Below are 13,415 nucleotides of genomic sequence, written 5' to 3'. Positions count from 1 at the left end.
AAGGAATACACTATAGCATAGGTGAGGTGTGGCTATGAACAAGCTTATGTACATCAATCAAGTGCTGAATGGCTTTGTCTGGGGAAAATATATGATTTTCTTTTTATTGTTTACAGGTATATGGCTGATGATCGTGACAAATTTTTTACCTTTTCGTAAGATCAAACTGATATTTCATAAGACCCTTGGGGCTTTAAAGAAAACCAATGCCCAAGAAGGAATTACACCTTTTCAAGCAGTATCGACAGCTTTAGCCGGTACATTGGGTGTTGGCAGTGTCGTAGGGGTTACCACTGCTTTGACCATGGGAGGACCAGGTGCCTTATTTTGGATGCTCATCAGTGCCATCCCCGGTATGATGAGCAAGTATGCAGAGATTGTCTTGGCAATTCACTATCGTGAAAGAAGTGAAGACGGCAGTTATATCGGAGGTCCGATGACGACGCTGGAACATGGCTTGCATCTGCGATTTTTTGGTGTTTTATTTGCTGTATTTTGTGTGTTTGCCTCTTTTGGGATAGGTAATCTGACACCGGCTAATACGATTGCCCACACCTTGCAAACGTATCTGCCACTTTCCCCTATGTTTATCGGTATTGTATTGGCATTGATCATCGGTATCATCATGCTAGGCAAGGCGAAAGGAATTATGCGTTTTAATGAAATAATCATTCCCATCATTTCGATTGGCTATGTGCTGGCTTGTATTTATTTACTGCTTCTGCATATGGATGAATTGCCACATGTCTTCACGCTCATCTTTGATGATGCCTTTGATTTCATGAGCGCGGCCGGAGGTATCAGTGGCTTTGCCATTTCCCGGGCAATGCATTATGGCATATCGCGCGGCGTATTTTCTAATGAGGCCGGTATGGGAAGCTCTCCCTTATCACATGCCGCTGTTGTAAATGTGAATGCAGTAGAACAGGGCTTTTGGGGCATATTTGAAGTATTTTTTGATACGATTATCGTCTGTACATTGACAGGTCTTGTCGTTTTATCCAGTGATGCATGGGGCCAAAGTCTGGAAGGTGTTGCCTTGACCGTAGCTTGCTTTGAAGAAGGGTTTGGTTCTTTTGGTGGTATGCTGTTTGCCATTGCCATCATATCCTTTGCTTTACCTTCAATCTTAGGATGGTACTATTATGCAATCACCTGTCTTCATTATTTATTCAAAACACGTATCATGATTGTTTGCTATTCACTGCTCTTTCTTGTTTTGTTAATATATGGCTGTGGTATGGAACTGGGCTTTGTTTGGGAAGTCGCAGATACCTTAAATGGTCTTATGGCCATACCAAATCTGATTTCACTAGTGCTTTTATATAAAACTGTGGTAAAATTAACGAAAGAATACTTGCGCGTTCATAGGAGTGATTAGATGAAGATAGTAATTGCCTGTGATTCCTACAAAGGATGTATGACTTCACGACAGGTAGCCACACAAATTGAAAAAGGTATCCACCGTCTGGATACCTCTATTGAAACGGTATCCTACGTGATTGGTGATGGGGGAGAAGGCACGGTTGCGGCTTTTCATGAAACCTGTCATGGCATAAAACAGCCGGTACAGACCAGTGATGCGTATGGTAAAAAAATCATGAGCGAGTATACCATCATTGAAGATGGCCGTTGTGCGGTGATTGAAGTGGCGAATATTATCGGCTTGAATATGCATGAAAGAGAGCGCAGAGCACCATTTTTTGGCAGTAGTTTCGGTGTCGGCACGGTTATTTTGGATGCTGTAGCAAAAGGCTGTAAAAAAATCATCATTGGCTTGGGAGGCAGTGCTACCAATGATGGCGGTATGGGGCTGTTACAAAGCTTAGGCGCGCGTTTCTATGATATGAATCATAAATATTTATCTCCGCAAGCGATGAATCTGGAAAAGATTCGTTATATTGATTTGAATCGTTTAAATAAATTAGAAGGTATTGAATTGATTGCGGCTTGTGATGTGAAAAATCATTTGTTGGGGGAAAATGGGGCAACTTATGTTTTTGGGAAACAAAAGGGCTTCTTTCCTAATCAGATCAAAAAGGTGGATATGGCGATGCAGAATTATCGCGATCAGCTTTATCGTTATACCCATGTGGATATTGATACTTTTGAAGGCGGTGGAGCTGCCGGAGGAATTGGTGCTGTATTGATAGGCATTTTGCAGGCGAAGATGATGCCGGGCATTGAGTTGTTAATGAGTTATAGTGACATTGAAGATCAGATACAAGATTGTGATCTGGTCATCACCGGAGAAGGACAAAGTGATCGTCAGACGATGTATGGCAAAGTGCCGGCTGGTATTTTGAAAGTGGCCAAAAAACATGATAAGCCAATTATTTGTATCAGTGGAGCCTTAGGCATTGGTTATATGGATCTATATGAGTTAGGCTTTGTTGGTATTTATAGCATTGCCGATCGTGCCATGACGTTCCAACAAGCTTTAGAAAATGCACCCGAAAAATTAGAATTAGCTGCATATGGCATTATGCGGACAATTTGGTATTTTAAAAATCATTCTTGAATAGAGAAGGTATAAGCAAATAATGAAAGGACTCTTATGAAAATACGGAAATGGCTAATGGTCATTGGCGGCTTACTATGTAGTCTATTGCTTCTTATATGGGGAGTACAATACTTCTTTCATGATCATCTATCTTCCTATGAGATAACAGATCTAAGTAAAAAGGAGCAGCGATTGCTTAAGACTTTTTATGCGAATGATCATGTCGTCAAAGGGGAATTGTTTGATATTGCATACGATTATTTTTATACATATGATGATTATCAAATAACATTGTTGAAAAAAGTGGATGGAACTATCCATGATCTGACAATTTCTGTCTTTGCTTATCAGCAAGACAAAGAAACTATCAAAGTGATGGCTCGTTATCCTTTAAATCAAGTATTTCAAGATGATCTCATGCAGGATATTATGCAAACACCACATGTCTGGAAGATGAAGGGCAGAAGCCTGTTTGATGTCGCAAATCGACACATGAGTAATCGTATCAAGGTAGTAATTGCATATCGTGATGGTAAAGAACAATTTATGCTGGAAGCACCACACATAGCAATAAAGCAGCTTGTAAAGCGAAAGATAGAAAACGGACAACCATTGCAAAACAGCTATTTTCAAAACAAAGAGAAATTATTAAAAGGCGATACTGTTTGGGATAATGAATATACAGATATGTATAAGTATTTGATAGGATTGTTTTATTCATCATTTCCAACCTATCAAAAAGAATTGGATGTGATCTTTCCCCGCTATCAAAAAGAGCGCGAAGAAGATTGTTTGCGCCTCTTGCAGTTGGTTTTGATCACGGATGAACAATACGCAAATAGCGTAAAGTATTATGATGATATTAACAGTACCCAAACCAAGCGTTGGATCTTGCAGAAATTAGACTCGATGGAGCCTATCATACGCCAAGCATATACAGAACAATCGACGAATGAAAATACATTATGTTTTCTATTAGAACTGAAACAGCAGGTGTATGAAAGATTAAACGATCAAAAGAAAGCCAAAGCGTATGCGAACGAACTGGCAACCTTAAAGTAAACTGGTTGAATGCAGAAAAAACGTTGTATAATATTATGGTAAAAAACAGGAAGTAGGATAATCATTCACGCTCTGCTTGTGATGTTCTACTTCTTTTTTTATCCATCACGAAGCAATGGAAGGATGAGAAAGAAGTCTTTTCGATTCATCGAACTCCTTCAATTTTCATAAAAAGTGTTTACAAGCATAGAAAAATGACATATAATAGGTTTGCAAAACATATGAACAATTGTTCATATGTTAGAAAGTTGAGGATGCATGTGATGGCAAAAGAAAAACTAGAATGTGAAGAACGGCAAATCCATGAAGATGTCATTGCCAGAATCAAAGCGGACATGCTGAGTGTGGAAACGGGGAATGAATTATCTGCCTTGTTTAAAATGTTTGCGGATCCCACCAGATTAAAGATATTAGGTATGTTATTTAAAGAAGAGCTTTGTGTTTGTGATATTGCTTTTCTTTTAGATATGACACATTCCGCAGTATCACATCAGCTATCGGTCTTACGGCAGAATCGTTTAATTAAATATCGCAGAAGCGGGAAAAATGTTTTCTATTCTTTAGATGATGCACATATCCAACAAATCTATGATGCAGGCTTAGCGCATATCTTAGAACATTAATGCTAAATACAATTGGAAAACAATTCGCCCATCCCAATGGCATATGTGGCAGGTTAGCAACTAAAGTAATGAATCTTATGAATCATAAGATGTATGATATGGTACTCATGCATCTGCAAACTACAGAAGCAAGAACGATTTTAGATGTTGGCTTTGGCAATGCGCAAGTACTTAAAAAAGCATTGCGTCTTCATTCTGGCACATACTATGGAGTAGAGATCAGTGAAACAATGATTAAAAAAGCCCGGCAGGATAAAGCTTTGCAAGGCATGGAACTAGTATATGGAAAGGTCGAAGAACTGCCGTTTCAAGATGAAATGTTTGCGTATCAATATAGTATCAATACGATATATTTCTGGGAAAGTCTGGATCAAGGGTTTCAGGAACTATATCGCTGTGGAAAACCTGACAGCATTTGTGTGATTGCTTTTTATTCAGCATCCTGGCTGAAACGCAAACGAAGGCTGTTTCCCATGTTTCATTGTTATGAAAAAGAAACGATCCTACAGAGCATGGAAAGTAATGGTTTTACAAAGGAATCCCTATTAACAATGGGGAAAGACAAGGGGTATTGTCTAATCGCGCGTCGTAAATAAAGGAGGTAGAGAGAATGCAGAAGATTTATGTCTTAGAAGGCTTGGATTGTGCGAATTGCGCAATGAAAATAGAGCGACAAGTAGCAAAAGTTAAGGGGGTACAAGAGGCCAATGTGGATTTTGTCACAAAGAAGTTATATGTAGAGTATGAAGATGCGACAATAGAGGAAGCAATCCTTTCTACAGTGACAAGCATTGAACCTGAGGTTGTACCACGTGAAGTTAAGCAAAAGAAACCGATGGAAAATAAATCGCAGAAACATGTACATGCACAGGAAGACAGCTGTTGCGAACATGCACATTCTCATGACGAGGAACATGAACATCATCATGATCATGATGGTTGTTCTTGTACACATGCACATGTAGAAGAAGTACGGGAACTGCAAGGGGCAGACAAGTTGTATCTTACAGGGTTAGATTGTGCAAACTGTGCGGCCAAAATAGAACGCCATGTAGCGGGCATGGAAAATGTAGCTGATGCCAGCTTGAACTTTTCAAATGGGATCTTATTTGTTCAGATGAAAGATAAGATGAAAAAAGAAGAAACGCTGATGAAAATCATGGAGGTAATACCAACCTTAGAAGATGGCGTTCTTGTGGAAAAAGAAAAAAAGGTGCAAGAAATGGAACCCCAATATAGCATGTTTTCTTTTCGCAACAATGCTCAACTGTATAGTGGAATTTTCCTTTTTCTTGTAGGACTTTTCTTTCATGAAACAGCTTATAGCGTATGGATTTTTCTGGCAGCCTTTGTGTTTGCCGGTGGTAAAGTTGTTATCACAGCTATGCGTAATGTGTTAAAAGGTGAAGTGTTTGATGAAAATTTCTTGATGAGTATAGCAACCATTGGCGCCTTTGCGATACAGGATTATGAAGAAGCTGTTGCGGTTATGATTTTTTATGAAATCGGTGAGATGTTTCAATCCTATGCCGTGAATCGTTCTCGAAAATCCATATCTTCCTTAATGAATATTCGCGCCGATTATGCAAATGTGCTTGATGGAGAGCAGGAAATCAAAAAAACACCGGAAGATGTCAAAATCGGTGAGCTCATCCTTGTGAAACCGGGAGAACGCGTACCATTGGATGGGATAATTATAAAAGGAAGCAGTGCGTTGGACACGTCAGCATTAACCGGAGAAAGTATGCCTCGCGATGTCCATATAGATGATGAAGTGTTGGCTGGGGTTGTCAATTTAAGTGGTGTATTGACCATGAAGGTTACCAAACCATATGGGGAATCAACGGTATCTCGTATTTTAGAGCTAGTGGAAAATGCCAGCAGTAAAAAAGCACCAATGGAGAAATTCATCACCAAATTTGCCAGAGTCTATACACCAAGTGTTGTTGCTTTAGCAGTTGCTTTGGCGATATTGCCTCCTTTGTTTAGCAATCAAATTCATGTTATGGATATGCTGGAAAGTGCTTTGACATTTCTGGTTGTCTCTTGTCCTTGCGCATTAGTAGTATCCATTCCATTAGGCTTATTTGCCGGAATCGGTGCTGCCAGTAAACAGGGAATCTTGATAAAAGGTGGTAATTATTTAGAAGCATTGCAGAATATTGATACTGTGGTATTTGATAAGACGGGAACGCTGACCAAAGGTGTCTTTCGCGTTGTAAAGGTCGATGCACAGCAAGGCAGTAAAGAAGCATTGCTGCAACTGGCGGCATATGGTGAATATCATTCTTCTCATCCTATTGCCCTGTCTATCAAAGAAGCTTATGGAAAAACGATAGATGCATCTTGTCTAGAACATTATGAAGAAGTTGCCGGTAACGGCATACAGGTTACCATTCATGGAGAGAAGGTATTGTTAGGTAATGAGAAACTGATGCGGACACATGGCATATCGACCGTTCCATGTCCGACACCGGGCACCATCATTCACATAGCGAAAGAAAATGTGTATCTTGGCTATGTGCTGATCAATGATGAAATGAAAGAAACAAGTAAACAAGCAATTCAGGAACTAAAACGAAATGGGGTCAAACGCTGTATCATGTTAAGTGGAGATCGCAAAGAAGTTGGCGAACATGTGGCAAAAGAATTAGCATTGGATGAAGTGCATATGCAATTGTTGCCAGCGGATAAAGTAGCACGAGTTGAGGAATTGCTGCAACAAGAGGATGCCAAACATAAACTGGCATTTGTCGGTGATGGTATGAATGATGCACCTGTGTTGGCCCGTGCGGATGTCGGTGTAGCTATGGGTGGTATCGGAAGTGATGCAGCCATAGAAGCAGCGGATATCGTGTTAATGAAAGATGATCCACTTGCTTTAAATGAAGCAATTCGGATTGCCCGTAAAACGATGTATGTACTATGGCAAAATATCGTTTTCTCTTTGGGTGTTAAAGGAATTGTATTAGTACTGGCAGCTCTTGGTATTGCCAATATGTGGATGGGCGTTTTTGCGGATGTTGGTGTCACCTTGCTTGCTGTCTTAAATTCGATGCGGATATTACGTATGAAAAAGAAATAAGAAAGCAATATGAAAGATGTAATCAAAAAAACAGATTGCATCTTTTTCCTTTATCCAAACAGCAGAATGCAAAAGATTAAAGAAAAAATGTTATTCCTTGGAAGATGATGTAACTATTTGTAATATTCTATGTGAAATTATGGAAAAGATTGCAAGAGGGAATTGATTTTTGTTATAATGGGGTTTCCATTTATATGTAATTGAGGTGATGATATGAAAAAAGTTATCATATGTTTGTTTACCTTCGCCTTGGTGATGACAGGATGTGTCAGCACAACATCGAAAAAAACCAATTCTGAAAGCAAGGTTATAGAAATTGGTGTGGATGATGCCATCGTAAAAATACAGAAAAAGCAAAGCTTTGTCTTGTTGGTAACCCGTAAGCAATGTGAATATTGTGAAGCTATGCTAGAAATGCTTAAGGATACCATAAACGATCATAACTTGGTCATTTATGATACGATCATGCGAGATGATACAGTGGAGCATCTAAATGAGGATGTGGATAAGTTAAAGGCATATCTGGATCGTCCGGATCAGACACCGCATTATTATTACATCAAGAATGGCGAAGTTGCGGATGCGCAAAAAGGCTACACCCAATTTCAACCGGATCGATTTTGGGAGTGGGTCGCTAAGAACGATTTAGAGGGTATGAAATAGTGTGCAATAAGAAAGATGCACATTTTAGATGATATGAAATGAAAGAAACTGTGAAAATTTTCTAAAACTATTGATAATTTCTTTCATCACCAGTATAATATATAAGAATACGTAATGAGATCCTTTTTGATTTTAGAAAGTGATGTGTGAAGATGAAGACATGGAATGAGGTTTATGCAAACGCAAAATCACAGTGTGCCAAATGTCGATGCTGTCCTGTTTGTGATGGCAGAGCCTGTCGCGGTGAAACTCCGGGTCCCGGCGGAAAGGGCAGTGGCAGCGCCTTTGTGCGAAATAGTGAAATGCTGAAAAAGATTTTGATTCAGATGGATACAATTACTTCCAATGAAGAAATTGATACAGCTTCCGATTTTTTCGGACATCCGGTAGCTTTACCGGTGTATGCAGCACCAATCAGCGGTATTGAACAAAATTATGGCGCTAAGATGCGTGATGATGATTATACCAGAGAACTGGTTGAGGGTTGTCTGCAGGCAAATACATTAGCATTCACCGGTGATGGTATGCATGATGAAATGTTTAAAGGACCAATGGAAATTGTAAAACAACACAATGGATATGGTATCCCGACCATCAAACCATGGCAATATGAGCATATGAAATGGCGCATTGAACTGGCAAATGAAGGAAATGCATTGGCCATTGCTTCCGATATTGATGCCAGTGGTCTTTCTAACTTGCGAAACAGTGTGACGCCCGTTGGTTTTAAAAGCGTAGAGGATTTAAAGGAAATAAAAGCCATGTGCAAGGTGCCCTTTATTTTAAAAGGCATTCTCAGCGTAGCGGGAGCGCGCAAAGCTTTGGCAGCTGGGGCAGATGGAATCATCGTTTCAAATCATGGTGGACGTGTTTTAGACGATAGTCCAAGTGGTATTGAAATGTTGGAAGAAATCGTAAACGTTGTGGATGGACGTATGAAAGTCTTTGTGGATGGTGCATTCCGTAGCGGTAATGATGTCTTTAAAGCATTGGCATTAGGAGCTGACGGTGTTCTGATTGGCCGCCCTGCATCACAGGCAGTGATCGGCGGCATGGCAGAAGGTATCCGCATTTATATGGAAAAGATTCAGCTTGAATTAAAAGAAGCAATGGCAATGTCCGGTTGCAAGAGCATTCAGGATATTACCAGAGATAAAGTTATAGTTACATTTTAAATAGGAGGACGACTATGAGTTCATTTGAGAATAATGCCTTTTTCTGGCAAAAATTAGATACCTTGTATCTATCAAGCAAACTGGTCATTGACCGCCCACGCAACACTTGTCATTACAAGTATAGCAATATGATTTACCCTGTTGATTATGGATATTTAAATGATACAACAGGTTCTGATCAAGCACCGATTGATGTATTTAAGGGCAGTGAAAAAAGCAATCTGGTACAGGCAGTTGTTATCAGTGCCGATATCCTGAAAAAGGATTGTGAAGTAAAATTATTGATTGGCTGCAATGAAGAAGAGGAACATGATATTTTAGAGTTCCTGAATCAGACAGAGTTCCAAAAAGCGGTATTGATTCGCAGAGGAAACGATGTTCCAGAATGGGCCGTTAACGATTAAGCTGACATGTTCAGCTTCTTTTTTTGTTAAAAATGAAAGCGCAATAAGAAAGCGTCATCCCTTGAAAGGTATGGATAAAAACCTGATTTCATATACTGAAGCAGGAGGGATGCATATGAAAAAGATCATTTGTTTATGGCTTTGTCTTTTTGTTCTATGCGCGTGTACAAAACCAGGAAGTTTTGAAGATGGGAATATAGATATGGAAAAAGTCATAGAGGAAATAAATGAAGAGATTGCGGATGGTCATTGGAAGATGGGATTGTTACAGGATGAAGCGCTAAGCTTACAGGAAGTAGAGAAGCAATATCATATGGATATGACACAAATCAAGGATTGCCGTGTTCAACAGGCACTTATTCCGGCACAATTGAGTGAGGTAGCCCTGTTTTTAGCCAAGCCCCAGGCAGATACCATGCTGAAAAAAGCTATTCAAGAACATAAAGAAGATTTGAAGCAGCGCTATGCGGGGATACTCATGGATGGGAATACGCTAATAGATTCGGCATTGCAAGGGCGCATTGGGCAATATTATTATTTTGTTCTTGGTGAAGACGCAAAAAAGGTGGTACACTATATGCAGGAGATAAAGTAGGTGTGAGCTATGTACAAAATAAAATGTTTGTATCGTGAATTCACTTCCTTTGAAGGGAGCCTTTTTAAATACTCGCTCTCTTTTTCTCTTTTATTAGCACTGGCTCCATCTTTGCTGATATTTGCATTGATGTTTAAATTCGCTTATCTTGATGATACGATCATTCTCAACTTTATCATGAATTTTATACCGGATGGCAACTTGGAAACGATCAATCAGCTGTTTCAGTTTTTTACGAGTAAGGATTATAGTATCTTATCCTTTATCGTTACGATGTGTGTTTCCTTTTATCTGGCAAGTCGCAGTATTTTTTCTTTTCTTTTGATTAGCGCATCTCATGAAGAAGTCGATGTTCCAAAATGGTCGATTCGTATTAAATCAGTCGTACTCTTTGTCAATCTGGCGATTATTATTGTAGCTGCCATTTTTATTGCGACAAACTTTTTAGAATTTCTCCCTCTAATTTCTTCTTTGATCATGCTGATGTTCTTCTATATGATGTATCGGGCATTAAGTTTTCGCCGTCATGATTGGAGCTTTGGGTTATTGGGGGCAATGTTTTCGACGATTTGTATTATGGGATTGGCCACGTTATTTGTAACAATTGTAAAATATTTTACATCTTATCAAGACGTGTACGGACCATTGGCATCCCTTGTCACATTGTTGTTGGCAATTTATCTGATTTCCTGTATCATATACTTCGGATTCTGTTTGAATTTGGTGATGGAAGAAACATATGGTCGTGAAGCAGAATTGCCAATGAAAAATGAACGCATCTTTCACTGGGCACGAACCATCAGTGATAAAATAAAAGAAAAGCTATAGGAAATAGAGGTAAACATATGAAAGTAGTAATTAAAAAAACGGGAATCAATGGGGAAGGTATCGGCTACATTGACCGATTGCCGGTATTTGTAGCAGGGGCATTGGTTGATGAAGAGGTTGATATTCGTGTGGTAGAGCGTAAAAAGCGTTATGCCATCGGAGAAGTAAACCGCATTATAAAGAAAAGTAAGGACCGTATTCAACCGAAATGTCGTATGCAGCATATCTGTGGAGGCTGTCCTTTGATGATCGCTCGCTATCCACGGCAATTGGAATATAAAAAAGATGTGTTGAAACAGTCTTTGATCAAATATGCACAGGTAAATCCAAGAAAAATACAGAATGTCTTACCGAGTGCAGATATATTTGGCTATCGCAATCAATTTAAGATGCCTTGCGCGATGGAAGAGAATCGTTTGGGAAGCGGATTGTTTATGCCCAATTCAAATTATTTTATTGATATCCGCCGTTGTTTTGTACATGAAGATGAATTAGAAAAAATGCGCGCACGTATTATGGATATATTAAACGCTGATGGCTATCTTGGCTATGATCACCATCAGAAAAGTGGGATTCGTAATCTAGTCGTACGAGGATTTGACAATCGCTATCAATGTACGATCATTACCGGAGAAGATGAATTGTTGCCTCAGACAATTGATAAGCTAATGCGCTTACCGGGCATGTACAGCTTGTGGCAAAGCATACATACGATTAAGAAAACACCGGAAATTTTTGGTCCGAAAATGATTTTTTTGGCAGGGGAGAAATTATTGCCCTTGCATCTGGATGGTTTGGATTTGGAAATTTCACCTCGTTCATTCTTTCAGTTAAACACCAAACAGGCAATTCAGCTATATCGCACCATTGCGTCCATGATATCAGGCAATCATGAATTCATCGTTGAAGCTTATAGTGGAATCGGTGCCATTTCTTTATACCTTAAGGATAAAGCAAAAGAAATCATCGGCATTGAAAGCATTAAGGATGCTGTTGTAAATGCGAATCGCAATGCGAAAAAGAATGGCTGTGCACATGTGTCTTTTGTGTGTGATGATGCGGCCAATAAGCTTGTCTATTTATCGAAAAAGCGTACGATTGACGTATTGGTTGTCGATCCGCCGCGCAGTGGATTGGATGATGCGATGTTGGAATGCATCTTGCGCAGCAAAATTAAAGAAATCGTCTACGTGTCTTGTAATGCAGCAACGCTTGGGAAAAATTTGGCAGTATTGCAGAGTTGTTATCATGTGGAAAAAGTAGTACCGATTGATATGTTCCCACATACTCCTCATGTGGAAACAGTAACGTTATTAAGACGAAAAGAAAGACGTAAATAAATAAAAATAGATAGTAGGTATCTGCGTAATAGACTATGAGAATTTGCCTGATTCTTCTAAAGGCATATATTGATAATCAAAATTGTAAGTTTATATTTTGAAAAACAAGGGCCTTTTTATGTAAATCGAATTGATTCATAAAAAGGTTAGTGCGCCATAGTAGGAGAGAATTTGCACCCACCATAAGTGAAAAAACGTTGATGATCCTACATAATTTTCATATCGAAGGCATATTAGTAGATAATTTTAAGCTATATGCGCATTTATCCAAAATAATTCTGCACCTATGCATGGTGCATTTTTTTGTCATTTTTCCCTGCACCATAAAACGTGCATTTTTTTATATGTGAAAAACATTGCTCTCTTCTTACAATAAGGGCAGAAAGGAGATGAATGAATGTATCAGAAAATTTTTGAAACCGGTATACAGGTCGTCAAAAAAATTCAATCCACGCAGCAAACTGCCATTGAGCAAAGCGCGCAATGGATTGCAGAAGCCTTCCTAAATGGACATACCTTTTTTGTCAGTGGTAGTGGGCATTCTCATACGGTTTGTGAAGAATTTTATGGCCGTGCCGGAGGGTTAGCGTTTACGGTACCCATCCTTACCAATGAATTGACCATGACGGAACATCCTACCAAAAGTTCTTATATCGAAAAATTATCCGGCTATGCAGCGATTCTTTGTGAACTTTACCATATTACAAAAGATGATGTTCTTGTCATTGCTTCAAATTCGGGGCGTAATGCATATCCGGTTGAATTGGCACAATGTGCAAAAGAAAAAGGTGCTCGTGTCATTGCGATTACTAGCATCAAGCATTCTTCGGCAACGACATCACGAGCAAAAAGCGGTAAGAAGCTGATGGATATCGCGGATATTGTGATTGATAACTGCGGAGAATTAGGTGATGCCTGTTTAGCGGTAGAAGGATGTAATGTTGCTATGATGCCAACCTCCTCGATTGCGAATACGTTCATCGTTCAGGCAATCAGTGTGTTAACAGCACAATATATTGCTGAAAAAGGAGGAACTCCACCTGTCTTTGTCAGTCTAAACGGATTAGCAAAGCAAAACATTAACGATGACCTTTATCAAAAGTATACACGTCTTTACTAACTTAGCATGCGTCATAA

The 13,415-nt window shown here is 39.3% G+C and carries 13 protein-coding genes; all 13 read left to right on the top strand.

Going from position 1 to position 13,415, the window contains the following annotated elements; translation table 11 throughout:
* The first annotated feature begins 34 nt into the window (after positions 1–34).
* The 13 genes from EDD61_RS05050 to EDD61_RS04990 all read left to right on the top strand — a co-directional run bounded on the left by EDD61_RS05050 (position 35) and on the right by EDD61_RS04990 (position 13,398).
* A complete protein-coding gene (locus tag EDD61_RS05050) occupies positions 35–1,381 on the top strand; it encodes an alanine/glycine:cation symporter family protein (protein WP_117547115.1) in 1,347 nt (448 codons plus the stop codon).
* Positions 1,382–2,521, top strand: a complete 1,140-nt coding sequence (locus tag EDD61_RS05045) for a glycerate kinase family protein (protein ID WP_008689591.1) — start codon at positions 1,382–1,384, stop codon at positions 2,519–2,521. It abuts the gene before it with no gap.
* Between the two features lie 36 nt (positions 2,522–2,557).
* Positions 2,558–3,565, top strand: a complete 1,008-nt coding sequence (locus EDD61_RS05040) for a hypothetical protein (RefSeq protein WP_132224358.1) — start codon at positions 2,558–2,560, stop codon at positions 3,563–3,565.
* Positions 3,566–3,828: 263 nt separating this feature from the next.
* Positions 3,829–4,188: an ArsR/SmtB family transcription factor gene (locus tag EDD61_RS05035; protein WP_008978771.1), complete on the top strand. Its 360-nt coding sequence runs from the start codon at positions 3,829–3,831 to the stop codon at positions 4,186–4,188.
* Complete coding sequence (locus EDD61_RS05030) at positions 4,188–4,784, top strand: class I SAM-dependent methyltransferase (RefSeq protein ID WP_008978770.1); 597 nt, start codon at positions 4,188–4,190, stop codon at positions 4,782–4,784. The genes EDD61_RS05035 and EDD61_RS05030 overlap by 1 nt, the downstream gene beginning before the upstream one ends.
* Positions 4,785–4,798: 14 nt before the next feature.
* Positions 4,799–7,273 (top strand): heavy metal translocating P-type ATPase, encoded by a 2,475-nt coding sequence (locus tag EDD61_RS05025; RefSeq protein WP_132224356.1) that lies wholly within the window; start codon positions 4,799–4,801, stop codon positions 7,271–7,273.
* A 213-nt stretch (positions 7,274–7,486) separates the two neighbouring features.
* Positions 7,487–7,936, top strand: a complete 450-nt coding sequence (locus tag EDD61_RS05020) for a hypothetical protein (RefSeq protein ID WP_132224354.1) — start codon at positions 7,487–7,489, stop codon at positions 7,934–7,936.
* Positions 7,937–8,088: 152 nt separating this feature from the next.
* Positions 8,089–9,111: an alpha-hydroxy-acid oxidizing protein gene (locus EDD61_RS05015; protein ID WP_008689580.1), complete on the top strand. Its 1,023-nt coding sequence runs from the start codon at positions 8,089–8,091 to the stop codon at positions 9,109–9,111.
* A gap of 14 nt (positions 9,112–9,125) precedes the next feature.
* Positions 9,126–9,515, top strand: coding sequence for an inorganic diphosphatase (locus tag EDD61_RS05010; RefSeq protein ID WP_008689579.1), 390 nt, complete (start codon positions 9,126–9,128; stop codon positions 9,513–9,515).
* A gap of 115 nt (positions 9,516–9,630) precedes the next feature.
* Complete coding sequence (locus EDD61_RS05005; protein WP_026006697.1) at positions 9,631–10,110, top strand: DUF4358 domain-containing protein; 480 nt, start codon at positions 9,631–9,633, stop codon at positions 10,108–10,110.
* A gap of 9 nt (positions 10,111–10,119) precedes the next feature.
* Positions 10,120–10,938, top strand: coding sequence for a YihY/virulence factor BrkB family protein (locus EDD61_RS05000; protein ID WP_008689575.1), 819 nt, complete (start codon positions 10,120–10,122; stop codon positions 10,936–10,938).
* 17 nt (positions 10,939–10,955) lie between these two features.
* Positions 10,956–12,278, top strand: a complete 1,323-nt coding sequence (gene rlmD / locus EDD61_RS04995; RefSeq protein WP_132224352.1) for a 23S rRNA (uracil(1939)-C(5))-methyltransferase RlmD — start codon at positions 10,956–10,958, stop codon at positions 12,276–12,278.
* 397 nt (positions 12,279–12,675) lie between these two features.
* A complete protein-coding gene (locus tag EDD61_RS04990) occupies positions 12,676–13,398 on the top strand; it encodes a sugar isomerase domain-containing protein (RefSeq protein WP_117547123.1) in 723 nt (240 codons plus the stop codon).
* The last annotated feature ends 17 nt before the right edge of the window (positions 13,399–13,415 follow it).

Source organism: Longicatena caecimuris, from assembly GCF_004341945.1.
In the GTDB taxonomy this organism is placed as follows: domain Bacteria; phylum Bacillota_I; class Bacilli_A; order Erysipelotrichales; family Erysipelotrichaceae; genus Longicatena; species Longicatena caecimuris.
Note: the sequence above shows the minus strand (reverse complement) of the source record. Positions and strands in the feature narration are given on the sequence as shown.